The organism is Mesorhizobium sp. M0029 (genome assembly GCF_040323735.1).
GTDB lineage: Bacteria > Pseudomonadota > Alphaproteobacteria > Rhizobiales > Rhizobiaceae > Mesorhizobium.
Window position 1 is genome coordinate 181926 of sequence record NZ_JAMYVF010000005.1, and the last position, 24075, is coordinate 206000.

At 63.3% G+C, this 24075-nt stretch carries 27 protein-coding genes; 11 read left to right on the plus strand and 16 right to left on the minus strand.

Annotation, left to right across the window (positions count from 1 at the left end; all coding sequences use genetic code 11):
• Nucleotides 1-55 precede the first annotated feature (55 nt).
• Nucleotides 56-799, minus strand: coding sequence for a TetR/AcrR family transcriptional regulator (locus NKJ76_RS11270; protein ID WP_023681357.1), 744 nt, complete (start codon nt 797-799; stop codon nt 56-58).
• A gap of 146 nt (nt 800-945) precedes the next feature.
• Here NKJ76_RS11270 and NKJ76_RS11275 point away from each other — a divergent pair, with 146 nt between their 5' ends.
• Complete coding sequence (locus tag NKJ76_RS11275) at nt 946-2127, plus strand: HlyD family secretion protein (protein WP_023687455.1); 1182 nt, start codon at nt 946-948, stop codon at nt 2125-2127.
• 21 nt (nt 2128-2148) lie between these two features.
• On the plus strand, nt 2149-3750 hold the full coding sequence (locus NKJ76_RS11280; protein WP_023755369.1) for a DHA2 family efflux MFS transporter permease subunit: 1602 nt from the start codon (nt 2149-2151) through the stop codon (nt 3748-3750).
• 71 nt (nt 3751-3821) lie between these two features.
• On the opposite strand, the gene NKJ76_RS11285 is transcribed toward NKJ76_RS11280, so the two are convergent.
• The 6 genes from NKJ76_RS11285 to NKJ76_RS11310 form a co-directional block, all read right to left on the minus strand.
• Nucleotides 3822-5390, minus strand: a complete 1569-nt coding sequence (locus NKJ76_RS11285; protein ID WP_352537422.1) for an FAD-dependent monooxygenase — start codon at nt 5388-5390, stop codon at nt 3822-3824.
• A gap of 153 nt (nt 5391-5543) precedes the next feature.
• Nucleotides 5544-6038: a peptide-methionine (R)-S-oxide reductase MsrB gene (msrB, locus tag NKJ76_RS11290; RefSeq protein ID WP_031215510.1), complete on the minus strand. Its 495-nt coding sequence runs from the start codon at nt 6036-6038 to the stop codon at nt 5544-5546.
• A 207-nt stretch (nt 6039-6245) separates the two neighbouring features.
• On the minus strand, nt 6246-6803 hold the full coding sequence (locus NKJ76_RS11295; RefSeq protein ID WP_352537423.1) for a fasciclin domain-containing protein: 558 nt from the start codon (nt 6801-6803) through the stop codon (nt 6246-6248).
• Nucleotides 6804-7027: 224 nt separating this feature from the next.
• Nucleotides 7028-7750, minus strand: coding sequence for an anti-sigma factor (locus NKJ76_RS11300; protein WP_352537424.1), 723 nt, complete (start codon nt 7748-7750; stop codon nt 7028-7030).
• On the minus strand, nt 7747-8286 hold the full coding sequence (locus NKJ76_RS11305; protein WP_023673234.1) for a sigma-70 family RNA polymerase sigma factor: 540 nt from the start codon (nt 8284-8286) through the stop codon (nt 7747-7749). The genes NKJ76_RS11300 and NKJ76_RS11305 overlap by 4 nt, the downstream gene beginning before the upstream one ends.
• Before the next feature lie 120 nt (nt 8287-8406).
• A complete protein-coding gene (locus NKJ76_RS11310) occupies nt 8407-8643 on the minus strand; it encodes a hypothetical protein (protein WP_023696029.1) in 237 nt (78 codons plus the stop codon).
• 56 nt (nt 8644-8699) lie between these two features.
• Here NKJ76_RS11310 and NKJ76_RS11315 point away from each other — a divergent pair, with 56 nt between their 5' ends.
• Both NKJ76_RS11315 and argB read left to right on the plus strand, forming a co-directional pair.
• Nucleotides 8700-8906, plus strand: a complete 207-nt coding sequence (locus NKJ76_RS11315; RefSeq protein ID WP_352537425.1) for an amidase family protein — start codon at nt 8700-8702, stop codon at nt 8904-8906.
• A 100-nt stretch (nt 8907-9006) separates the two neighbouring features.
• Nucleotides 9007-9900, plus strand: a complete 894-nt coding sequence (gene argB / locus NKJ76_RS11320; RefSeq protein ID WP_031209616.1) for an acetylglutamate kinase — start codon at nt 9007-9009, stop codon at nt 9898-9900.
• 42 nt (nt 9901-9942) lie between these two features.
• Here argB and NKJ76_RS11325 read toward each other — a convergent pair whose 3' ends face one another.
• From NKJ76_RS11325 to NKJ76_RS11335, 3 genes are all read right to left on the minus strand, one after another.
• On the minus strand, nt 9943-10341 hold the full coding sequence (locus NKJ76_RS11325) for a RidA family protein (RefSeq protein ID WP_352537426.1): 399 nt from the start codon (nt 10339-10341) through the stop codon (nt 9943-9945).
• A gap of 112 nt (nt 10342-10453) precedes the next feature.
• Nucleotides 10454-12001 (minus strand): magnesium-protoporphyrin IX monomethyl ester anaerobic oxidative cyclase, encoded by a 1548-nt coding sequence (gene bchE / locus NKJ76_RS11330; protein WP_352537427.1) that lies wholly within the window; start codon nt 11999-12001, stop codon nt 10454-10456.
• Between the two features lie 111 nt (nt 12002-12112).
• Nucleotides 12113-12589 carry an Lrp/AsnC family transcriptional regulator gene (locus NKJ76_RS11335; protein ID WP_352537428.1) on the minus strand — a complete coding sequence of 159 codons (477 nt, stop codon included), beginning with the start codon at nt 12587-12589 and terminating at the stop codon, nt 12113-12115.
• Nucleotides 12590-12728: 139 nt separating this feature from the next.
• Between NKJ76_RS11335 and phhA the strand changes: the two genes are divergently transcribed.
• The gene (gene phhA, locus NKJ76_RS11340) at nt 12729-13565 is read left to right on the plus strand and encodes a phenylalanine 4-monooxygenase (RefSeq protein WP_023732756.1); all 837 of its coding nucleotides are present in this window, start codon (nt 12729-12731) and stop codon (nt 13563-13565) included.
• 194 nt (nt 13566-13759) lie between these two features.
• Here the strand turns inward: phhA and NKJ76_RS11345 are convergent, their stop codons facing one another.
• The 3 genes from NKJ76_RS11345 to NKJ76_RS11355 form a co-directional block, all read right to left on the minus strand.
• Complete coding sequence (locus NKJ76_RS11345) at nt 13760-15199, minus strand: GMC oxidoreductase (RefSeq protein WP_352537429.1); 1440 nt, start codon at nt 15197-15199, stop codon at nt 13760-13762.
• Complete coding sequence (locus tag NKJ76_RS11350; RefSeq protein WP_023725316.1) at nt 15196-15366, minus strand: hypothetical protein; 171 nt, start codon at nt 15364-15366, stop codon at nt 15196-15198. The genes NKJ76_RS11345 and NKJ76_RS11350 overlap by 4 nt, the downstream gene beginning before the upstream one ends.
• Before the next feature lie 178 nt (nt 15367-15544).
• Nucleotides 15545-16306: a GGDEF domain-containing protein gene (locus tag NKJ76_RS11355; RefSeq protein WP_023681345.1), complete on the minus strand. Its 762-nt coding sequence runs from the start codon at nt 16304-16306 to the stop codon at nt 15545-15547.
• 175 nt (nt 16307-16481) lie between these two features.
• On the opposite strand from NKJ76_RS11355, the gene NKJ76_RS11360 reads away from it, so the two are divergent.
• Nucleotides 16482-17201 (plus strand): pyrimidine 5'-nucleotidase, encoded by a 720-nt coding sequence (locus tag NKJ76_RS11360; RefSeq protein WP_023687469.1) that lies wholly within the window; start codon nt 16482-16484, stop codon nt 17199-17201.
• An 80-nt stretch (nt 17202-17281) separates the two neighbouring features.
• On the opposite strand, the gene NKJ76_RS11365 is transcribed toward NKJ76_RS11360, so the two are convergent.
• Nucleotides 17282-18127: an LOG family protein gene (locus NKJ76_RS11365; protein WP_023681343.1), complete on the minus strand. Its 846-nt coding sequence runs from the start codon at nt 18125-18127 to the stop codon at nt 17282-17284.
• Between the two features lie 148 nt (nt 18128-18275).
• On the opposite strand from NKJ76_RS11365, the gene dapD reads away from it, so the two are divergent.
• The 3 genes from dapD to NKJ76_RS11380 are packed head-to-tail and all read left to right on the plus strand — an operon-like array spanning nt 18276 to nt 20323.
• Nucleotides 18276-19130 carry a 2,3,4,5-tetrahydropyridine-2,6-dicarboxylate N-succinyltransferase gene (gene dapD, locus NKJ76_RS11370; protein ID WP_023673222.1) on the plus strand — a complete coding sequence of 285 codons (855 nt, stop codon included), beginning with the start codon at nt 18276-18278 and terminating at the stop codon, nt 19128-19130.
• Complete coding sequence (locus NKJ76_RS11375; RefSeq protein ID WP_081725464.1) at nt 19127-19531, plus strand: DUF805 domain-containing protein; 405 nt, start codon at nt 19127-19129, stop codon at nt 19529-19531. Before dapD ends, NKJ76_RS11375 begins: the two co-directional genes overlap by 4 nt.
• 21 nt (nt 19532-19552) lie before the next feature.
• Nucleotides 19553-20323, plus strand: coding sequence for a hypothetical protein (locus tag NKJ76_RS11380; RefSeq protein WP_023673220.1), 771 nt, complete (start codon nt 19553-19555; stop codon nt 20321-20323).
• A 66-nt stretch (nt 20324-20389) separates the two neighbouring features.
• Here the strand turns inward: NKJ76_RS11380 and NKJ76_RS11385 are convergent, their stop codons facing one another.
• Nucleotides 20390-21403 carry a 2-dehydropantoate 2-reductase gene (locus NKJ76_RS11385; RefSeq protein WP_352537430.1) on the minus strand — a complete coding sequence of 338 codons (1014 nt, stop codon included), beginning with the start codon at nt 21401-21403 and terminating at the stop codon, nt 20390-20392.
• A 115-nt stretch (nt 21404-21518) separates the two neighbouring features.
• Here NKJ76_RS11385 and dapE point away from each other — a divergent pair, with 115 nt between their 5' ends.
• Nucleotides 21519-22709: a succinyl-diaminopimelate desuccinylase gene (dapE, locus tag NKJ76_RS11390; protein WP_027049058.1), complete on the plus strand. Its 1191-nt coding sequence runs from the start codon at nt 21519-21521 to the stop codon at nt 22707-22709.
• 2 nt (nt 22710-22711) lie between these two features.
• Nucleotides 22712-23317: a hypothetical protein gene (locus NKJ76_RS11395; RefSeq protein WP_027049057.1), complete on the plus strand. Its 606-nt coding sequence runs from the start codon at nt 22712-22714 to the stop codon at nt 23315-23317.
• Here the strand turns inward: NKJ76_RS11395 and truA are convergent.
• On the minus strand, nt 23314-24069 hold the full coding sequence (gene truA / locus NKJ76_RS11400; RefSeq protein ID WP_352537431.1) for a tRNA pseudouridine(38-40) synthase TruA: 756 nt from the start codon (nt 24067-24069) through the stop codon (nt 23314-23316). The two genes, NKJ76_RS11395 and truA, sit on opposite strands and share 4 nt — an antisense overlap.
• Nucleotides 24070-24075 lie beyond the last annotated feature (6 nt).

Here is a 24075-nt window from a genome sequence, read left to right on the forward strand (position 1 = left end):
GGAAAAGTGTGAAGCGGTTTTCCGTCCGGAGTTGCGAAAAAAGACCTTTGGCTAACTAGGCCTTTGCCTTGGACTTCGCCTCGAGCGCGATCATCTGGTGGCTTTCTTCCTCGGCAAGCTTTTCAGTGCCGTAGGACTTCAGGAACAGGCTGACGCCCGACCGCACGATGTGGTCGATTTCATCCTGGCTCGGCGCCTTGGTGCGGTAGGCGAAGATGCACTGGCGAAACAGGCCGGCGAGGCACAGTTCGGTGAATTGATAGGCGGCAAGATCGACATCATCGATCTTGAGCAGGCCGCGTTCGATGGCTGCATTGAGGAACTTGACCACCTTGTCGTGGCCGCGTTTGGGGCCGCGTTCGTAAAACCGCGCGCCCATGTCGGGTATCCTGTCGGAGGCGCCGATCACGGTGCGTTGCGCCTGGATGACCTTGGCCGAGGTGATCTTCATCGACAGCACCTTGCCGAACTTCACCAGCGTCTGGCGCAGATCGTCGGCGCGGTCGAGCATGTCGTACATGTTCTTGAAGATGGTGCCGCGCTCTTCCTCGATCAGCGCCTCGAACAGCTCTTCCTTGTTGGCGAAGTAGACATAGATCGTGCCCTTGGAGACGCCAGCCTCGCGGGTAATGTCGTTCATCGACGCCGCTTCGAAGCCCTTGTCGATGAACACGCGCCGCGCGCCCTCGATAATCTGGCTGCGCTTGACCGGATCCTGGCCCGCCGCCGGGCGGCCGCGACGCGCACTATCCAGCACATCGCACGGATCATTTTCGACGTCGGGTAACGTGTCGGCCATTAAAGTCACACCTCGCGAAATAATTCGAACCGAGCGGTTCGATTGCTCTTGATATGGGCCTGCTTTAGCGCTATGTCAACGTTCACATCGAACCGAACGGTTCAGTATAACACATTTTCCTTATATAGCTACGGTAGCGAGATATCATGTCCTCGAACACGCCAACCACCGCCGAAGTCCGCCCCTTTCCCAACGCCAAGGTCTCGCCGGTTATCGAAGCGCCGGAAGCGCCCATCAAGCCTGCCGCCGAAGTTTTGGCCGAGGTGCCGGCCAAGAAGAAGCGGTCGGCTCGCTCGTTCATGCTGCCGATCATCGGCCTCGCTCTGCTCAGCGCCGGGGCCTGGTATGGCTATAATTACTGGACCGACGGCCGGTTCCTGATCTCGACCGACGATGCCTATGTCCAGGCCGACATGTCGTTCGTCTCGCCGAAGATTTCCGGCTATGTCGATCAAGTCAAGGTCTCGGAGAACCAGCAGGTCAAGGCCGGCGATCCGCTGCTGACGATCGACGACGGCGACTACAGAATAGCCGTTGCCCAGGCGGAGGCGCAGATCGCCACGCTGGCCAAGACGCTCGACCGTATCGACGCGCAGACCAAGGCGGCGCAAGCTTCGCTGCAACAGGCGCAGGCGCAGAAGGTCGCCGACCAGGCGGCAGCCGACAACGCCGCTCGCGCCCAGCAGCGCGCCGCGCAACTGGTCAAGACGCATGTCGGCACACAGGCGCAACTGGACGATGCCCAGACCGCTCTCGACCAGGCCAATGCGGCCCTTGTCGGCGCCGACGCGCAGATTGCAGCCGCACAGGCCAATATCGGCGTGTTCGAAGCGCAGCGCGCCGAATCGGCCAGCACGCTGGCTTCGCTGCGGCTGAACCGCGACAAGGCCGCGCGCGATCTGTCCTTCACCGTGCTCAAGGCGCCTTATGACGGCGTCGTCGGCAACCGCTCGGTCGAGCAGGGCGACCTCGTCAGCCCCGGCCAGAAGCTCGCCGTCGTGGTGCCGCTGGACAAGCTCTACATCGTTGCCAACTTCAAGGAGACGCAGCTGGCCAAGCTGGTGCCCGGCGAGAAGGTGCGGGTCTCGGTCGACGCCACGGACGGCCATGATTTCGAAGGCACGGTGTCGTCGCTGGCGCCGGCTTCGGGTGCGGTGTTCTCGCTGCTGCCGCCGGAAAATGCCACCGGCAACTTCACCAAGGTGGTGCAGCGCATCCCGGTTCGCATCGACGTGCCGGCCGATGTGCTGAAGGCAGGCAGGCTGCGCGCCGGCCTGAGCGTCGTCGTCGCCGTCGACAGCCGCACGGCTCCGGCCGCGGCGAACTGAGCGAACGCCGGGAGCAATGCCATGGCAACCGCAACCATAACAGCAGGAGCGGCGCCGGCGCCTGCCATGCCGGCGGTACCGACGACCATCTCGACGCGCCGCCTCATCGCCTTCCTGGCGATGGTGTTCGGCATGTTCATGGCGATCCTCGACATCCAGATCGTCTCAGCCTCGCTGGCCGAGATCCAGGCCGGCCTCAGCGCCAGTTCCGACGAAATCCCATGGGTGCAGACCGCCTATCTGATCGCCGAAGTGGTGATGATCCCGCTGTCGGGCTTCCTCAGCCGGATGCTGTCGACGCGCGTGCTGTTTGCAGGCGCCGCGGCCGGCTTCACGGCGGCCAGCGCGCTGGCCGCGACCGCCACCAACATCGACCAGATGATCGTCTACCGAGCCATCCAGGGCTTTATCGGCGGCGGCATGATCCCGAGCGTTTTCGCCGCCGCCTTCACCATCTTCCCGCCGTCGCGCCGCGCCATGGTGTCGCCGATGATCGGCCTGGTGGCGACGCTGGCGCCGACCATCGGCCCGACCGTCGGCGGCTATATCAGCCATGCCATGTCGTGGCACTGGCTGTTCCTCATCAATGTCATTCCAGGCATTCTGGTGACGGTCACGACTTGGACCCTGATCGATTTCGACAAGCCCAATCTCGGCCTGTTCAGCAAGTTCGACTGGTGGGGCCTTGCCGGCATGGCGGCGTTCCTCGGCTGCATGGAATATGTGCTCGAGGAAGGTCCGAACCATGACTGGCTGCAGGAACAGGCCGTGTTCATCTGCGCCATCATCATGGTTGTCGGTGCGGCGCTGTTCTTCTGGCGCGCCTTTACCGCCGAGGAGCCGATCGTCGATCTCAGGGCCTTCACCAACGTCAATTTCGCCTTCGGTTCGCTGTTCTCCTTCGTCATCGGCATCGGCCTGTACGGTCTGACCTATCTCTACCCGGTGTTCCTCGGACGCATCCGCGGCTACGATTCCTTGATGATCGGCGAAGCCCTGTTCGTCAGCGGCCTGGCGATGTTCGTCACTGCGCCGATTTCCGGCATCCTGTCGAGCAAGATGGACTTGCGCATCATGATGATGATCGGGCTGTTCGGTTTCGCTGCCGGCACATGGTGGATGACGCATCTGACCGCCGACTGGGATTTCTGGGAATTGCTGATCCCGCAGATCCTGCGCGGCAGCTCGATGATGCTGTGCATGGTGCCGATCAACAACATTGCGCTCGGCACCTTGCCGCCGGACCGGCTGAAGAACGCGTCGGGCCTGTTCAACCTGACCCGCAACCTCGGCGGTGCGGTCGGCCTTGCCGTCATCAACACCGTGCTGATCGATCGCAGCGCCTTCCACTACGCCAGGCTGGCCGAGCATGTGGAATGGGGCAGTGCGGCGGCGCAGACCAAGCTGCAGAACATGACGCTCGACTTCCAGCAGACTCCCGGCCTCGACGCCACTAAGGCGGCGATCTCCAAACTGTCGGGCATGGTCCAGCAGCAGGCGTCGCTGCTGTCGTTCATGGATGTGTTCACCATGCTGACCGTGCTGTTCGCGACCATGGCGGTCTTCACCCTGGTCATCGCCAAGCCGGCGCCGCCCGCGGGCAGCGGTGGCGGAGGCCATTGAGCGCGCCGGATCCCCCGCCTGGCGCCCTCATGTGTGACCCCGGAAATCACCCCCGATTTCCGGGGTCACGCTTAAGCATCGATCGTTGTCAAGCTCCTTGGTCGAGGCGGCCCAAACCATTTGGTCAGCGAGTCGGTTAGCCCGGCTGCTTCAGGGCCGCCGACCCAGGCCACATAACCGTCAGGCCGGACCAGCACTGCGCATGGGGCTTCGACTGCCCCCAGCACCGGAAGCTCCCACGCGCCATCGTAGCTGGCGTCGACCAGCTGAATCCGCTCCACCCACTGGCCGATACCAAAAGCGCCGGGCTCACCAAGATTAAGCAGCAGCGGCCGAGCGTCGTGCAGCAGGGCGAAAACCGGCAGCGGACCGGCAGCGGTGACGAGGTCGAGATCCGGCATGCGACGCCCCAGCAGCGGATGCCCCTCGCCAAGATCGTAGTGGATGTCCAGGCCGGACAACATGCCGGCAAAACGCTTGCGCGGCTCTTCCATGCCGAGAAGTTCCGACACTGTATCGCGCAGCGCCTTGGTGCGCTCGTCTTCGCGACGGAGCACGACCGACGCCATGGTGTTTTTCATCACACGCGCGGCAATCGGGTGGCGCTCCGCCTGGTAGCTGTCGAGCAGGCTTTCGGGCGCAGTTTTCCTGACCACTTGGGCGAGCTTCCAGCCCAGATTGACCGCGTCCTGCACGCCGGTCTGCAGCCCCTGTCCACCGTCCGGTGGATGCACGTGCGCGGCGTCGCCTGCCAGCAGCACCCGCCCCTTGCGATATGAGGCTGCCTGCCGGGTCATGTCGGTGAAGCGGGCCAGCGATGTTGGATTGTGGACGCCGTAATCGGTGCCGTAGACGGCAATGAGCGCCTCGCTGAGCTCATGCAATGTGGGCACGCCGCCGGCCCCGACCTCGCGTTCGGTCACCAGCACCCGCACCGTACCGTCTTCCAGTCTGCTGAGGCCGTGAATTCCGATGGCATCGCGGTGGATACCCCATTGCGGCTCTTCCGTTACCTCGATCTCGGCGATCAAATTGCTGGTTGTCGGCTCGGAACCGGGGAACTCGATGCCCGCCGCCTTGCGCACGAGGCTTCTGCCGCCGTCGCAGCCGACGAGATAATCGGCACGAAGCGACCCGCCATCGCTCAGCGCGACATCGACGCCGCCGCCATCCTGCACCAAGCCTGTCACCTCGCGGCCACGGTAGAACGTGACGCCAAGCTCCTCGACCCAGTCAGCAAGGATGCGCTCTATGTGCTTTTGCCACAGCGCCAGCCCGTAATTGTGGCGGGTGGGGAAGTCGCTGATATCAAGCGAAACGCCGGCGAAGCCTGCGACCTGTGCGGTCTGGCCTTGCGACAGGAACCGATCGGCAATGCCGCGCTGGTCGAAGATCTCGATGGTGCGCGAATGCAGGCCGCCCGAGCGCGCGCCCGCGAGGTCCTGGTTCTCGCGCCGCTCGACGATGGCGACATCGATGCCGGCCAGGGAAAGCTCGCCGGCCAGCATCAACCCGGTCGGGCCGCCGCCGGCGATCACCACGGAATGGGATATTCGCGGCCGGTCCGCATCAACACCGTCGGTCGATTTGGAGGTGGATTTGGGCTCGCCGTCGCGAGCCCGTGCTTCAGTTCGTTGCATAGGTTCTGGCCCTCTCGTTAAGGGCTGCGGAATCTACGCATAAAAAGCCGTCTGCCAATTCTTGAAGTTGACTGTTTTCGCCCCATTTCAAGAGATAGGAGGCGGTCGTCACACCGGCGCCAAATCCCCACCCCGCTAAAAGACGCCGAACGGTCAGGCAGTGGCCGGCTTGAAGCTGAGCGCAACGCCGTTGATGCAATGGCGCAGGCCGGTCGGCGCCGGGCCATCGTCGAAGACATGGCCGAGATGGCCGCCACAGCGGCGGCAGTGGACCTCGGTACGGGTCATGCCGAGCGAACGGTCCTCGGTCTTGCCGACGGCGTTGGCAATCTCCTGCCAGAAGCTCGGCCAGCCGGTGCCGGACTCGAACTTGGTGTCTGAGGGGTAGACCGGCAGGTCGCAACCGGCGCAGGCGAAAATGCCCTTGCGATGCTCGTTCAGCAGCGGGCTGGTGCCGGGATACTCGGTGCCTTCCTTGCGCAGCACGTTGAAGGCTTCGTCGGACAGGATGGCGTGCCATTCGGCGTCGGTCTTGGTGACCTCGAAGGTTTCGGCAGCCTTAGCGGGCCCGCCCATGCGCAACGTTGCCGCCGCGCCGGCCACGGCAGCGATGGCGGCGCCGCTCAAAAGCAAATCTCGACGGTTCATGACAGAAATCCTCCTGCGGATCATTTTGCCAGATTTGGCCGCCACTGGAAAATCAAAAGCCGGTGACGGTTGTCCTGCAAACGAACGCTCCACACCGGCTCCGCGCTTGTTGCGGACGGGATGGAGCGCTCGGTCGTTTGCTCGGCCCACGGGGGGAGCCGCGCAATCAGAGAGCTTACCGCCTGTTCGTCGGCGGCAGGGGCTTTGTTACATCTTCGGCAGCAGGACCTTGTCGATGACGTGAATGACGCCGTTCGACTGCTCGACATCGGCGATCGTGACCTTGGCGACATTGCCGTTCTCGTCGGTCACGGTGACCTTGCCGCCATCAGCCTTGAGCGACAGCTCGCAGCCGCCGACCGTCTTGACCTTGTGGGTGCCGCCATCGGCCTTGGCCATCGAGGCGACATCGGCGCCCATCGCCTTGGCGCCGATGACATGGCAGGTCAGGATCTTGGTGAGCTTGTCCTTGTTCTCGGGCTTGAGCAGCGACTCGACCGTGCCAGCCGGAAGCGCGGCGAAGGCCTCATTGGTCGGTGCGAACACGGTGAACGGGCCGGCGCCCTGCAGCGTCTCGACCAGGCCGGCAGCCTTGACGGCGGCGACCAGTGTCGTGTGAACCTTCGAATTGACGGCGTTCTCAACGATGTTCTTGTTGGCGTACATGGCGGCGCCGCCAACCATCGGATTCTCGGCATAGGCGATTGTGGCGAGGGCGGAGACGGCAATGGTACCGGCGAGCAAAAGGGTGGCGATTCTACGCATAGTGTTCGAACTCCTCGGGGTTATTGTTTCCTCTTTCGGGAACATGAGGAGATACGGAATAGAACTGCCTGAGTTTCCGCGCGCCGGGAAAAATTTATCCTTTATCTTGTCGGCGAACTATCTCCGGAGATCGAATCTCTAATCTCCAGCAGCGTATCCAAAACGAAAACAGCGGAAGATCTACTTCCGCTGCCTTCATTATCACGTCATGGTTTTACGATCTATCAGATGCCCTTCAGGTCGCCCGCGGCAACGACCGGTCCGGTCGGCTGTCCGGTCGGCGAACCGCCCGTCGGCTCGACGCTGACGGCGAGCACGGCGCCCTGCGCCAGCTTCTGCTGCACGGCCGGGGTAACCGGGATATGGGTGACCTGGCCGGCGGGAATGACGCCCATCGAGACCGGCGCATTCTTGCCTTCGATCATCCACAGTTCGAAGTCCTTGCCGGCGGCGCGTTCGCCCGAAACCAGTGACAGGCCGACATCGCGGCGGGAAGCGTCGTAGACGACAAGGTATTTGACATCGCTGCCTTCGGCAGCCAGCGAGGCGACGAGGCGCTCCTGCGGCACGACGACCGGCGACCTGACGTAAGGCACGGCGACATAGAGCACCAGGGCCGCGAGAGCCGCTGCGGTGAGGCCGCGCCAGAAGCTAAGGCTGGACCACAGGCTGCCGCTCGGGGCCGTCGTCGACGCCGCGGTGGAGGAGAACAGCCGGCGATCGATAGCCGGCTTGATGGTGGCCGGCGGCTCTACCTCAGCATAAGCGGCAGCCATCGGCGAGAGATTCACTTCCCAGGAATCGACGAGACGGGCAAAGCCGGTCTCCGCGTCGATGCGTCCGGAGGCTATCTGGCGCTCATCCGCCGGCAGCACGCCGAGAACGTATTCGGCTGCGAGCAGGTCGTCGCCTCCACGTTCCGGTCCATTTTCTTCTGCCAGGGTCATCTTTCCAGACATTCTCTAAGTTTCAACAGGCTGCGGCGCAGCCATGTCCGCATCGTGTTGAGCGGAACCTTGTGACGTTCCGCGAGCTCGGCGTAACTTTCGCCGTTCAAATAAGCACCCCGAACGGCTTGCGCCCGGTCTTGTTCCAACTCTTCAAGGCACTGATAGATGCGCTCGGATTCACCGCCCGCAACAACCATAGCCTCTGGCCCCGGACCGGGGTCAGCCACGTCGAGCGCGGCATCGATATCGGCAGCAGGCTTGCGTCGCGACCGGATGCGATCAATCGCATGATTGCGTGCTATGGCCACCAGCCAGGAGATTGGGCTGAGATCAGAAACAGCGAAACGATCCGCCTTCGTCCACACTTTGACGAAGACCTCTTGCAGCGCTTCTTCCGCATCTCCGCGATCCTTCAATACACGAAGGCACACGCCGAAAAGTTTCGCACTGGTTTGCCGGTAAAGCAGATCGAACGCAGTCCGATCCTTCATCGAGGTCCGGACAATCAGGGTGGAGATATCCTGCGGCGTCATACGGACAAGCTAAGCGATCACGATTTATTTGCAAAGGCAGAAATCTTGTTGTCCACGCAATCGATGTCCGCGCCCGATCGCCAGTAATCGCCGGTCGGTTGCCAAGGAAATCGGCTGTCGTTAGCCTCCCGCAGATAGGGGAACAGCAATGTCGGCCGAACGGATGCTGTGGGAGAACGATGCGACCGGCTTGGCAGAGCTGTTGCACAGAGGCGAGATCTCGCCGCCAGACCTTGTCGATGCTGCGATCGCGCGCGCCGAGGCAACCCGATCATTGCGCATCCGCCGCTTGCCTGAGGCGCCATGGACCCGAAGGGGGCCGACGAGCTCATCGAAAACCTGCTCGACAAATTGCATTTGACCCGTCTCTTGGAGATCAGATCCTTGTTTGGGCAATTGATGGACAAGAGCCTGTGGTTCACCACTGGCCGGCGATCCAGAATGTCAGCGGCCAGCCGTCGATCGCGCTGCCGGTCCATGTCACCGATGCCGGCCTGCCGCTCGGCATCCAGGCCGTCGGCCGCCCCGGCGACGAGCAGACGCTTTTGTCGCTCGCCGCGCAGATGGAGAAGATTTCCGGCTGGCTGACGCGGCGGGCGCCGCTCAAGGTGCCGGCCTGATCCGGCAGATTTCATCATCGTGATAGCAAAGCTGTTTGCGGCCTGGGCCAATTCCCGCTAAGACGCCGCCGTCCTTACCCACATCCAGGGAACCATGCCGATGACGGAGATCACCGCCACCGCCGAAATGCAGGCCGCCCTGCTCTCGCGGGCCCTGCCCTACATGCAGCGCTACGAGCACAAGACGGTGGTGGTGAAATATGGCGGTCATGCCATGGGCGATATCGAGCTCGGCAAGGCTTTCGCCCGTGACATCGCGCTGCTGAAGCAGTCCGGCGTCAACCCGATCGTCGTCCATGGCGGCGGGCCGCAGATCGGCGCCATGCTGGCCAAGATGGGCATCGAATCCAAGTTCGAAGGCGGGCTGCGCGTTACCGACCAGAAGACGGTCGAGATCGTCGAGATGGTGCTGGCCGGTTCGATCAACAAGGAGATCGTCGCGCTGATCAACGCCGAGGGCGAATGGGCGATCGGCCTGTGCGGCAAGGACGGCAACATGGTGTTCGCCGAAAAGGCGCGCAAGACCATGATCGACCCGGACTCCAACATCGAGCGTGTGCTCGATCTCGGTTTCGTCGGCGAGCCGGTCGAGGTAGACCGCACCCTGCTCGATCTGCTGGCACGCTCGGAAATGATCCCGGTGCTGGCGCCGGTGGCGCCGGGCCGCGACGGCCACACGTACAACATCAATGCCGATACCTTCGCCGGCGCCATTGCAGGCGCCTGCCAGGCGACGCGCCTTTTGTTCCTGACCGACGTGCCCGGCGTGCTCGACAAGAACAAGAAGCTGATCGACGAGCTGACGGTGGCCGAGGCCAGGGCGCTGATCAAGGACGGCACGGTGTCGGGCGGCATGATCCCCAAAGTCGAGACCTGCATCGAGGCGATCGAGCGCGGCGTCGAAGGCGTCGTCATCCTCAACGGCAAGACGCCGCATGCGGTGCTGCTGGAATTGTTCACCGAACACGGCGCCGGCACGCTGATCGTGCCCTGAGGTGCTACTGGCTTGGCGGCCAGTCGATCGGCTGGCCAGCCGTTAGGCAGGCTGGGGCAGGCGCGCGATGACCTTTATCTCGAAGTCGAAGCCGGCTAACCAGTTGACGCCGACCGCCGTCCAATTGGTGTAGGGCGGTTCACCGAACACCTTCAGCCGAACGGCATCGATCACGGGCCATTGCGCTGCCGGATCGGTGTGGACGGTGGTCACGTCGACTATATCGTCGAACGTGGCGCCCGCTGCTTTCAGCACTGCCGCGAGATTATCGAAGGCAAGCTGGACCTGCTTTTCGAAGACAGGTTCGGGCGACCCGTCCTCGCGGCTGCCGACCTGGCCCGAGACGAACAAAAGATCGCCCGATCGGATTGCAGCAGAATAGCGATTGATCTCGTAGAGAGCCTGCCGGCCGGCAGGAAAGATCGCGTCACGTTTGGTCATTTTCACTCCATTGTCCGGGGCACTCACATACGTCCCATATGCATGAGGTGGGTACATACGCTGCGTATGTCAATACGCATACGGTACGTATCTATGAATAGCAGCGAGCCTGTCAGGCGCCGGCCGAGATCGCGACAGCCGCTTCGGCCGGCTTGCGCGACGGGCGCATGACGACCATGGATTCCTCATCGGCATCCTGCGGAGCGCCCCAGAACTCAGCCAGCGTCGGACCATCCTTGAGGCGGCGGTCGCGGGCCAGAAAACCCCAGACCTCGCGGAACCACACGCGGCGGCCCATTTGCGTGTACCAGCGCATCGAATGGCGCTGTTCGGGATCGGGGTGGAAGAGAATGCGCGCCAGCGCCTTCGGCCGCGACTGCACCGCGACCTCGATCAGCTTGATCGAGAAGAACAGCATCCACGGTTTCAGCCGGGTCATCTGCAGCACCTGGTGCTTGTAGTCCCACAGCCGGGCATCCGTCTGAATCACCTTTCGGTTCTTGGCGATGCGGAAGAACGGCGTCCAGCGGTGCGGCGTGACATAGAGCGCCTGGATCTGGTCGGGGTCATAGGCAAGCAGCTGGCGAAAGCCGCGCCACAGATCGCGAAAGGTCTCATCCTCGAACCCGGCCACCCAGGTCGCCATGGACAGTATGCCATGCTGGCGGAGCAGCCGGATTGCCTCGCGGTCGGATGAGGTGCTGCCGCCCTTGCGGATCAATTGAAGCGTCTGTTCGTCCGTGTTTTCCATGCCGAGCAGCCAGCGGATGACGCCGGCCTTGCGATAGAGGTGCAGGATGTCGGCATCGCGCACGATGTCGTCGGCCCGGGTCGAGCCGACGATCAGCACCGGCACGTTCTCGGCGATCAGCGCATCGAGAAAGGCGCGCCAAACCTTCTTCGACACGGTCGGGTTTTCGTCGGCGAGGTTGATCAGTTCGACGCCGTGCTGGCGGTGCAGCCAGGCAATCTCCTGCGCAAATTTCTTGGGGTCGCGGTGCCGCCAGCGGGTCCAGAAACCGCGCTGGCCGCAATAGTTGCACAGATGCGGGCAGCCCCGCGAAAACTGCATGACCACGGCGCGCTTGCCGCCCCAATAGCTGTAGCGGCGGTGATCGATCAGCTCCCAGCTGACGCGGTACTCGTCCAGATTGGCAGTGGTCCCGGCCGGCCGCGTCGCGAAGGGGCGGCCGAGATCGTCGCGATAGGCGATACCCGCGACATCGCCCAGCGGCCGGCGATTGTCCAGTGCCACGACCAGGGCAAGGATGGTTGCCTCGCCCTCGCCGCGCACGATGAAGTCGAAGACATCGCTCGCCGCCAATATGTCGCGCCAGTGATAGGTCGGGAACACGCCGCCATAGATCACCAGCGTCGCCGGCTCGAGCGCCTTGACCATGCGGGCGATCGCGAGCGCGGTGGGATGCGCCGAGGTCGAGCCGGAGTGGCCGATCAGGATGCAATCGGGCTGGCCGCTGAGCGCATCGCGCACCAGCGTTTCCAACGGCATCGGCCCGAATTCGGCATCGACCAGCCGGACTTTATGGCCGGCGTCGATAAGCGGGCCGCCCAGTGCCAGCAGGCCGAGCGGTGGCAGATGGTCATCGGGCACGCGGCTGCCGATGGCGGTGTGCGGCGGATTGATCAGCACGATGTTCATGACGGACCTTTGAGCGACGGTCCGCATGGCGTAGCCGGCGTTTCAGTTTCGCATTTGGGCTCCGTTCAGCAGTTTGCGTGCAGCTTTTCCGCAGAAATGGCGATGCGTGTCCTACCGCCTGAGGTGGGCGAGCGGCACGTGGCCCGGGCCCTTGATGTTCTGCAGCACCAGCTGGGTGTGAACGTCGCGCACGCCGGCAAGGCGCATCAGGCGGTGCATGACGAAGGCGTTGAGTTCGTCGACCGACGGCACCATGACGTGCAGCAGGAAATCGTGGTCGCCGGTCATCGTCCAGCATGACGACACTTCGTCCATGCGTTGCACGGCGGCGATGAAGGTTTCGGGCGAACCGTCGCTGTGGCTGGTGAGGCGCACCTGGATGAACACCTCGACCATCAGGCCGACGGCGCGGCGGTTGAGCACGGCGGCAAAGCCCTTGATGATGCCGGCCTCCTGCAGCGCCTCGAAGCGGCGGGCGCAAGGCGTCGTCGACACGCCGATCTCCTGCGCCAGTTCGGACACGGGCTTGCGTCCATCGCGCTGAAGAACATCCAGCATCTTGATCTCGAAATCGTCGAACTGAGGCATTTTCACTCTCTTTCAGCTTCTGCTTGGTGATTTTTACCTCAAATCATGGACCCAAGCCATCATCAAAGCTGAATTGCCTCGCCGGCCGCCGCTAGACTCTGCGGACAGATTCAAGTGTCACGATCAGGGGAGAAGAACCATGACGACGATGAGCGTTGCCGAATATGCCCGTGATTGCGCGGCGCAAGGCCTGCGTGGCGACTATTCAGTGTGCCGTTCCGACTTCACCGTGGCGCAGGGCTACAACTACAGCGCCGACGAACAGGCGGTGTGGCGCACGTTGTGCGACCGGCAGACCAAGCTGACGCAGAAGCTGGCGCACCATTCCTATCTCGATGGGATCGCCGCACTCGGCCTGCTCGACAAGATCCCGGATTTCGGCGCGGTCTCAGACAAGCTGCGCAAGCTGACCGGCTGGGAAATCGTCGCCGTGCCTGGCCTCATCCCGGCCGCGCCCTTCTTCGACCATCTCGCCAACCGGCGCTTTCCGGTGACCAACTGGCTGCGCACCAAGGACGAGCTCGACTACATCGTCGAACCCGACATGTTCCACGACTTCTTCGGCCATGTGCCCATCCTGACACAGCCGGTGTTTGCCGACTTCATGCAGATGTATGGCGAAAAGGCCGAGAGCGTGATTGCACTGGGCGGTGACGAGATGATCACCCGGCTCTACTGGTACACCGCCGAATACGGGCTGATACAGGAGGAGGGCCAGAAGCGGAAAGCTTTCGGTGCCGGGCTGATGTCGTCGTTCACCGAATTGCAGTTCGCCGTCGCGAGCCCGGACGCGCACCACGTGCCCTTCGACCTCGAAACGGTGATGCGCACCGGCTACGAGATCGACAAGTTCCAGCGCGCCTATTTCGTGCTGCCGTCCTTCGACGTGTTGCGCGATGCGTTCCGGACCGCCGATTTCAAGGCGATCGTCGCCCGCCGCAAGGGGCAGCCGGCGCTGGATCCAGCGACGGTTTAGCAAATCCTAAAGGGTTTGCGCGGCACCTACCCCCACCCTTAATCCCTCCCCACAAAGGAGGAGGAGATCTCGTTGGCGCTGATTTCGAGGGTTTCGACACCAAGGCATGGGTAGCGCCGGCAGCAATCCTGTCGCGCCGTTCGCTTTTTTGACAATCAGACGGTAATGACTTCGTCACACCGTGGATGACTTCGTCACACCGTGATTACTTTGGTCAGATGGTCGCCTAGCCGGCAGGCAAGTGCGGTGATCGTCGTCGTCGGGTTGCATTCGCCCGACGTGCAGAACACCGACGAGCCGCCGACATAGAGATTGTCCATGCCGTGCACCTTGCAGTTGGCGTCGACCACGCTCTTGGTGATATCGGTGCCCATGCGCGTGCCGCCCATGTGGTGGTGGCCGGCCAGTTCCTCATCCGTCGGGTAGTCCTCGCCATTGGTCAGCCAGTCCATGATGCGGACGCGGCCGAGGTCCTTCTCGATCAGCGTCGTTCCGAACAGCTTGAGCCCCTCGAGGATGGTGCGGCGCTCCAACGGCGACTTCTTCCAGTGCAGCTCGATGCGCGGCACGCCGGCACGGTCGACATCGGTCTTCGACAATTCGATATGGTTCGAGGCCAGCGGCGTCTGTTCCCAGGCGACGTAGAGCTGGGCGGCGCAGCGCAGGTTCTGGCTGAGCTGGTAGGCGACCCATTCGGCGGCCTCGGGCGCGGTGCAGGCAAGGTCGGCAATCAGGCTCTTGACGCCGGCATAGGGCGTCTCGATCAGGCGTATGCCGAAATTCATGATCTGCAGCCGCTCCATGGCGGCGAGCGTCGGCGAGAAGAACGCCTCGTTGACGGCATCGACCTCGAACTCGCTGTAATCGGCCAGGATGGCATTGCCGCCCTCGAAGGTCGGGTGCTCCATCCAGTAGCGGCCAAGTGCCGTGGCGTTCGGCACCACGCCGCCATTGGAGCGCTGGTTCGACCATAGAAGCAGCCGCGAATTCTCCAGCCCGCCGGCGCAGACGATGAAATAATCGGCGCTGAAAGCGCCGGCATCCTTGCCGTTCGACCACAGCCCGGCGCCGGTCACTCGTTTGCCGTCCCCGGCAAGTTCGGTGGCATAGGTGTTGAGCACGAGCGCTATGTTTTTGCTCTTGTCGAGCTCGTCGGAGAATTTCTCGCCAAAGCGCACGGCCGGGCTCTTGATCAGCTGCACCCAGCGTATGTCGTCTGAAATCGGCACATCGGGCTTGAAGTCGGGAAGCTCGAGTATCTCGTGCACCTCGGACAGATAAGGCTCGATGTCGGCGCGGCTGATTGGCCAGCCGGTGTCCGGCGCCCATGCCTTGGGTTCGAAGTCCTGCTTGTCGAGCACGCGGCACCAGCCGGCCCAATGGTTCGACGATCCGCCCATGAAGCGCAGCCGGGTGATGTCGAGATCGAAATAGGGATCGCCGACCGTCGTGCCGCGATAGAAATCCTGAGATTCATCGCTGAATTCACGGGAACCGGCTTCCAGCATCACCACCGGAATGCCGGCGGCGCCGAGCTTTCTGGCGATGGTGGTGCCGGCAGGCCCGGAGCCGAGAATGCAGACCTTGGGCTTGAAATCCGAGGCTCGAAACGCCTCATAGCTGTCGAAGATCATGCCAGGTCGCTCCGCTTCAGGATCCAGCCATTGACCACGACGATCTCGTCGGGATCGGCCGGAGGGCGGTCGCTGTCAGGCAGCTTGCGAAAAAGCTGTAGCGCCGGCATCGCAATCAGCGCCTGCACGATGGTGCGGCGCGATATTTTCCTGATGAAGAAACTCATGACACGTCTCTGGATGGGGGCTTCGATCCACGCATGGCGTTCCCTGAACGGCACAGGTACCGGCCAGACATGCCATTCCCGTGCCAAGCCTTGCCTGTAAACGAGTTACAACCCGGTAAACGGCGCAGTTGCGTGGAAACAATGTTGGCGAAGCGTTAACAGCCCCACCACCAACACCTCACGCAGCTTCGGAAATATCCCGGTCGAGGATCGACAAGTTGCGGCCGCGGTGCTTGGCCTCGTAGAGCCGGCGGTCGGCGGCGCGCATCAGGTCCGAGACATCGGCATCTTGCGCACAGGTGATGCCGCCGATCGAGACGGTCAGCGGCACCGTGCGCTCGTCGACCGGACGAAAGCGGACCAGCTCGACTTCACGGCGGATGCGCTCGGCCACGCGCCGGGCTTCGGCTTCCGTAGCGCCGACCAGGAAGGCGCCGAACTCCTCACCGCCAATGCGGCCGAGCACGTCGCCGCTGCGGACGCCGCGCTCGATGGCGCTGGCGATCAACACCAGTGCGTCATCGCCGGTCAGATGGCCGAAACTGTCGTTGATCGCCTTGAAATGGTCGGCGTCGATGATCAGCAGCGCGCCGCGATCGGATTTGCGCCGCGAGCCGTCCAACGCGGCAAAGAAGCTCTCGCGGTTGAGCATGCCGGTCATGTCGTCGCGGCTCGCCTTCGCCGACAGGCGCCGATGCGCGGCGGCGAGCTGGGCATGCGCGCGGGCGAGATCGCGATGCGCGTTTTTCAGTCGGTCGCTCTGCCAGAAGGTGCTGGCGCAGGCGATCCAGGCGAGCGCCAGCGGGCACACCGTCGATGTCAGCCAGACAGTGCGGTCGACCGGAAAACCCATGGCGGGAACGATGATCAGCGTCAGCAAAAGCGAGATGGCTACCGAGCCGAATGCGACCGCGGCGGACTTTAAGACTATGCGACTCATCGCTGGCTCCCACTGAACCGTCTCTGTGCCAGCAAGCCCTGAAGGCCACCTTTCCGTGATGGCTAAAATTTGAATGGTGAGCCCATTTTTACAACTCTAGATGCACATAGGTTGTGGATAAGCTCTACATCAGAAAGGGGTTCGAACGGCAGATATTTCATGCCATAAGGACGCCATGACCACGCTGCCCGATCCCGCCCGCTTCGCCCATGTCACCGACTGGGTGTTCGACCTCGACAACACGCTTTATCCGCACCATTCGAATCTGTTTTCGCAGATCGACGTCAAGATGACGGCCTATGTCGGAGAACTGCTCACGCTGCCGCGCGAGGAAGCGCGCAAGCTGCAGAAGGAACTCTATCTCGAATATGGCACGACGCTGAACGGGCTGATGACGCGTCACGGCATCGACCCCGACGACTTTCTCGAAAAGGTGCATGATATCGACTATTCGTGGCTGGTGCCGGATCCGGTGCTGGGCACCGCTATCCGCCAGCTGCCCGGCCGCAAGTTCATCTTCACCAATGGCGACCGCAGGCACGCCGAGCGCACCGCGCGCCAGCTCGGCATACTCGACCATTTCGACGACATTTTCGATATCGTCGCCGCCGGGCTGACGCCGAAGCCGTCGCGGCAGACCTATGAGAAGTTTGCCGAACTGCACGCCGTCACCGGACACAATGCGGTGATGTTCGAGGATCTCGCCCGCAACCTCGAGGTGCCGAAATCACTGGGCATGACCACGGTGCTGGTGGTGCCGCGCAATTTCGAGCCGACCTTTGCTGAAATCTGGGAACGCGATCCGGCCAATGAGGACGACGTCGATTTCGTCACCGACGATCTGGCGACGTTTCTGACGGGGATAGTGGAGGGGGTGGAGGAATTGAGGAGCTGAAGAATTGAAGAACTGGTGAAAGGAAGACCGATCCGGACCTCCTTTTCCTCAATTCTTCAGTTCCTCAATTCCCGGTTCCCCTACTCCCCCAACTTGTAGAAGCGGCTGATGATCCCCCAGGCCTCGTCGGCGGTGTCGACAAAGTCGATGATATCCTGGTCGCCGGGCGTGATGGTGCCTTGTTCGGCCAGGAAATCGAGGTCGATCGCGCGCTGCCAGAACGCCTTGCCGAACAGGATCACCGGCACGCGCTCCATGCGGCCGGTCTGGATCAGCGTCAGCGTCTCGAAGAATTCGTCCATGGTGCCGAAGCCGCCCGGAAACACCGCGACGGCCTTGGCGCGCATGACGAAATGCATCTTGCGGATGGCGAAATAGTGGAAGTTGAAGCACAGCTCCGGGGTCACATAGGCGTTCGGCGCCTGCTCGTGCGGCAGGACGATGTTGAGGCCGATCGACGGCGCGCCGACATCGTCGGCGCCGCGATTTCCCGCCTCCATGACGCCTGGACCGCCGCCGGTGACGACGACGAATTCGCGGTAGTAGGACGTGGCCGATTGCTGTGAGCAGAGGCGGGCGAATTTGCGCGCCTCCTCGTAATATTTGCTGTTTTCCTCGAGGTTTTTCTTCTGCGTCTCGTTCTTGGCGGCCCAGGCCTCGCCGCCGGGCTCGGGAATACGCGCGCCGCCGAACAGGATGACCGTCGAGCGGATGCCGCGCTCGGCCAGGATCATTTCGGGCTTCAAGAGCTCAAGCTGCAAGCGCACAGCGCGCAATTCCCGGCGCGTCATGAAGTCGGGATCGTTCCAGGCCAGCCGGTAGGTTTCGGCGCGCGTCTGCGGCGTGTCGGGAACGCTTTTCGAGCGCTCCAGATCCTCGTCCGAATGCGGCAGCGGCGTCCATCCCGCCTTTTCCATAGGAGTCATATGCTTTCTACCCGTCCCAACAGTTCACTTGCGCCGTCCCATGGCGCACGCGCGATTGACCCCCAATACGCCTTAACATAGGGTCCGCGCGACTTTCAAAACAAGGTTAAGGCCGGCGGCCTTAACAGCGTGGTAACGGAGCGAATTCATGTCGAAGCCTGATCTGGCCAGCCTCGAAAAGACGATCGAGAAGGCCTTCGAGGAGCGCGACACGATTTCGACCGCGACCCGGGGCGAAACGCGCGACGCCATCCAGTCCTCACTCGACCTGCTCGACCGTGGCACCGTGCGCGTTGCCGAGCGCCAGGCCGATGGCAAATGGCATGTCAACCAATGGCTGAAGAAGGCGGTGCTGCTCTCGTTCCGGCTCTATCCGATGGAGATCATCAAGGGCGGCCCCGGCCAGGCGGTCTGGTGGGACAAGGTGGCGTCGAAGTTCGACGGCTGGAGCGCGGTCGATTTCGAGAAGGCAGGCTTCCGCGCCGTGCCGTCTTCGATCGTGCGCCGCTCGGCCTATGTCGCGCCGGGCGCGGTGCTGATGCCGTCCTTCGTCAATGTCGGCGCCTATGTCGATAGCGGCACCATGGTCGACACCTGGGCCTCGGTCGGCTCCTGCGCCCAGATCGGCAAGAATGTGCACCTCTCGGGCGGCGTAGGCATCGGCGGGGTGCTGGAGCCGATGCAGGCCGGCCCGACCATCATCGAGGACAATTGCTTCATCGGCGCGCGCTCCGAAGTGGTCGAGGGCTGCATCGTGCGCGAAGGCTCGGTGCTCGGAATGGGTGTGTTCATCGGCCAGTCGACCAAGATCGTCGACCGCGCCACCGGCGAAGTGTTTTATGGCGAGGTGCCGCCGAATTCGGTCGTCGTCGCCGGCTCGATGCCGGGCAAGGCCTTTCCGAACAACGAGCCGGGCCCTGGCCTCTACTGCGCCGTCATCGTCAAGCGCGTCGATGCCAAGACCCGGTCGAAAACCTCGATCAACGAACTGCTGCGTGATTGATCCTGTCCGAGCAACCAGAGCGCTCTAGATTGCCCAACACACCACCACTTCCCTGGCTTTTCTTCAGCCTCTCAGGGCGCGTCAGCCCAAGTGCCTACGTGCTCGCCGGGCTGCTGCTGGTGCTTGCACAGTTTTTCCCGCTCTACCAGTTGTCGAGACTGGAACCCGGCACCGCAACCAGCCAGAACTGGGCACTTGTGTTCTGGGTCGTTTTGCTCATCTCGACATGGTCGAGCTTTGCGGTAACCGCAAAGCGGTTTCATGATTTCGGCAAGCCGACTTATTACGCGTTGATCTCTCTTATCATCGGCCCCATTCTTCTCATCGTTCTAGCGTGTTTCCGCGGTGACCCCGGTCCGAACCGCTACGGCAAACGCAGCAACGCGCCGGCTGAACCATGAGCGCCGACCGGATATCTCGCCATGCGCTACCGCACGCTTGATCCGAAACTGATCATCGACACCGCCGAGCGGCTGGAAGAGCGCGTCGCCGAGCGTTTTCCCGATGCCGGCCTGCGCGGCGTCGCCGCCGAACTGGTGTCGCTGTCGCGCGACCTGGCCAAGGCGGCGCAGGCGCTGGAAGCGCCGATCTGGTGGCTGCGCGGCGCCATCGTCGCCGCTGTTGCCGCCGGCGCGCTGATCTTCCTGTTCGTCGGCACCATCCTGCCGCTCATCCATATCTCGCAGGCCGACGATGCGGTGCAGTCGGTGCAAGGCATCGAAGCCACGATCAACATGATGATCCTTGCCGTGCTCGGCCTGCTGGCGCTGATCCGCACCGAGGAGCGCATCAAGCGCAAGCGGGTGTTTCGCCAGCTGCATGGGTTGAGATCGCTGATCCATGTCATCGACATGCACCAGCTGACCAAGGATCCGGCAGCATTGTCCGCCAATTTCAGGCCGACCGCGCATTCGCCGGCTCGCATCACCAATGCCGCCGACCTGGCGCGCTACCTCGACTATTGCTCGGAAATGCTGTCGATCACCGGCAAGATCGCGGCGCTGTTTGCGCAGTCCGTCAATGACGATGTGGTCATCGACGGCGTCAACGACGTCGAGAACCTAGCGTCCAACCTGTCGCGCAAGATCTGGCAGAAGATCACGCTGATCGAGAACCACCCGGCGGCGCAGCCCGTGCCGGCGCCAGGCCCGGCGAGCAAAGCGCCGGCTCCGAGGCGCGCACCAAAGCTGTGACGCGGCGGGCCCACGCGCCTGTTTTCGGGCTATGCGGGCCAAGGCCCGAGGCTCGCGGCAAGTAGACTATCCAGTGACGGCTTCCGGCGTCAGCCCGGGTGAGCCGCGCTTTTCCCGCTCGGCCTGCCGCACCAGCGCGGTGACCCGCTTCAGCAGAGGCGCCGGCGTGCCGGCCTTTTCGGCGAGGCTCAGGACGGCCCCCTGCAGGTCACCGATCTCGGTCGGCCGACCGCGCTGGAGGTCGTCCCACATCGACGAGCGCGCCTGCGGGTCGATGGCGAGCATGCGGCGGGCGACCAGCCGGAACAGCCAGTCCGGCAGCCGGAGCAGCTTCGGCAGCAGGCCGGGACGCAAGCCGCCGATCCGCGCCGGCGCGATATGTAACGCCTTCATCGCCGCCAGGGCCTCGTCGATCTGACCGGCCAGGATCCGCCGCCAGCGGCGGTCGGCAAGTTCGCTCGCCAGCGGCAGGCCGGACAAGGCGACAAGCGCGTTGTTGAGGTTGATCAGCAGCTTGCCCCACTGAACGGCTTTCATGTCGGGATGGGTTTCCACGCCAAGCCCTTCGACATCGAGAAGGCCGGCAAGGCCGGTCACGCCATCTTCGATCATGACCTTGCCGTCGCTGGCGCGATGCACGTGAAGCGGCAAATTGCCTATGGCCGACTGGACGACATTGAACGGCACCATGCCGGCGAGTACAGTCCGGCCACCGAGCACGGCGCGTAACCGGTCGGCATTGCCGACGCCGTTCTGCAGGCTGACCACCACGACATCGCCACGCGCATGTCCGGCAACAAGCGACGCCATCTCCTCGGTAGCGCCGTTCTTGACCGCCACCAGCACCACGTCGGCGCTGGCGAGGGCAGCGGCGGGATCGGTGGTGACGGACTCCGGCCGGATGGATCGGTCGCGACCATCGAGATCGGTGATGCGCAGGCCACCGTCCAGCAAGGCCGTCGCGATGCCTGGCCGCGCCAAAAACACCACCTTGCGTCCGGCCAGCGCCAGGCAGCCGCCGACATAGCAGCCGATGCTGCCGGCGCCGGCAATGACGATGGTCTTTTCGGCGTTGGCCATGCGACTATCTCGTGTTGGCCTGCACTATACGACATGAAAACCATAATGTCGGCGGCAGGACCGGTCATCATCTCTGGCCGTGACAGGCCTTTCGCTTTCGATTATCGCTTTGCCCATGAAACTGCCGACCGATCCCGCCGCCAACCTCGCGACCCTCATACGCTGCGCCTCCGTAACGCCCGCCGAGGGCGGCGCGCTGGCTGCCCTGGAAGGCATGCTGAAGCCGCTCGGCTTTTCCGTCGAACGCCCGATGTTTTCCGAAGACGGCACCCCCGACATCGAGAACCTCTACGCGCGTCGCTCCGGCAATGGGCCGCATCTGATGTTTGCCGGCCATACCGACGTGGTGCCGGCGGGCGACGAGGCGTCGTGGACGCATCCGCCCTTCGCCGCCGAGATCGCCAAGGGCGAGATGTATGGCCGCGGCGCCGTCGACATGAAGGGCGGCATCGCCTGTTTCATCGCCGCCGTGGCGCGCCATGTCGAGAAAAAGGGGGGTCCGAAAGGCTCGGTCTCGCTGCTGATTACCGGCGACGAGGAGGGGCCGGCCATCAACGGCACGACAAAACTGCTCGACTGGGCGGCGGCCAAGGGCGAGAAATGGGACGCCGCGATCGTCGGCGAGCCGACCAATCCGGACACGCTCGGCGACATGATCAAGATCGGCCGGCGTGGCTCGATGTCGGGCAGTGTCACGGTCAACGGCCGCCAGGGCCATGTCGCCTATCCATTGCTCGCCGACAATCCGGTGCGCGGCCTGATCAGCATGGTCGACGCCTTGCTGTCGCCCGTCTTCGACAAGGGCACGAAGGATTTTCAGCCGACCAATCTGGAAGTGACCTCGATCGATGTCGGCAACCCGGCGACCAATGTCATTCCGGCCAAGGCGACAGCCACCTTCAACATCCGCTTCAACGACACATGGACTGCCGAGACGGTGCAGGCCGAGATCCATAACCGCCTCGACCAGGCGGCGAAGCGCAAGAAATACCGGACCGGCAAGACGCCGGTCGACTACGAACTGATCTGGCGCGACCGGCCGAGCCATGTCTTCCTGACGCGCGACGACAAGCTGATCGAGACGCTGCGCGGGTCGATCAAGGCGACAGTCGGCAAGGAGCCGGCGCTGTCCACCTCGGGCGGAACCTCGGATGCGCGTTTCATCAAGGACTATTGCCCGGTGGTCGAGTTCGGCCTCGTCGGCAAGACCATGCACATGGTCGACGAGCGCGTCGCACTGGCCGACCTCGAGACGCTGACCCAAATCTACCAGCGCTTCATCGATGACTGGTTCGAGCAGGGCTGATCATGCTTTCGGTTGACGAGACCTCTTCATCGCTTAACGGCGCCTGGCGGCTGATGCTCGGAAAGGCCGACGGCTTGCGGCTGCTCGACCTTTCGGCGGACGGCTTCTGGAATTCCTTCTTCGCCATCGTCGTCGCCGCGCCGGCGATGATCGTCGGCTGGGTCGGCACGGCCAACGAGATCGGCGATCCCAATGCGTTCGCCGGCCGGCTGGGCATATTGATTCGCCTGGCGACCGTCGACCTCGGCTCGTGGCTGCTGCCTCTGTTTGTGCTTGCCCTGGTCGCATCGCGCGCCGGCATCGGCGACCGCTTCGTCCACTATGTCGTCGCCAGCAACTGGGCGTCGGCGATCACCGCCTGGATGCTGCTGCCTTCAGCGCTGATCAGGCTTTTCCTGCCGTCCGGCAACCCGGTTGCCGAATTGGTGTGGCTGGTTCTGGTGGTGCTGTCGCTGGTACTCTCCTGGCGGATGACCAACGCCGCGATCGGCAAGGGCGCGGCTGTCGGCAGCGCCGTGTTCGCAGGCATGTTGGTGGTGTCTCTAGCCGTCTTGTTCGGCCTGGTGGCGCTGCTCGGCATCACGGTGCCGACCGCCGCTCCAGCTTAGAACTTTTCCGGATAGTCTACACCGACGAGAAAAAGCCCGTCGGGCGGCGCCACCTGGCCGCAGGCGGCGCGGTCTTGCGCCGCGAGCGCTGCCTTGAGGTCGGCGGCGGTCCAGCCGCCGTCGCCGACGCGTTTCAGCGAACCGACCATGGAGCGCACCTGGTTGTGCAGGAAAGAGCGCGCCGAGGCCCTCACTTCGATCAGGTCGCCCTGGCGCCTTACTTCGAGCCGCTCAAGCGTCCGCACCGGACTGTTGGCCTGGCATTGCGTCGAGCGGAAGGTGGTAAAGTCATGTCGGCCGAGCAGGACTTTCGCCGCTTCGTGCATGGCGTCCGCATCCAGCCGCTTCGGCACCCACCAGACCTTGCCCTTTTCCATCGCTGCAGGCGCGCGCCGGTTGAGGATGCGGTAGAGATAGTGCCGTCCGGTGGCCGAGAAACGGGCGTCGAACTCATTGGGGACAACCGTCGCCTGCAGGATGGCGATGCGCGCGCCTGCCGCCTGCAGGTGGGCGTTGACGGCGTCGCGCACCTTGTCGTTTGGCCATGCCTTGGCGAGGTCGACATGCGCCACCTGGGCGGTCGCATGCACCCCGGCGTCGGTGCGGCCGGCGGCGCGTATCCGCACCGCCTCACCGCAGAATTTCTCGATCGCCTGCTCTATCGCCTGCTGCACCGAAGGCTGATCCGCCTGGTGTTGCCAGCCGGCGAAGAGGCTGCCGTCATATTCGATAGCGAGACGAAAACGCGGCATACACCC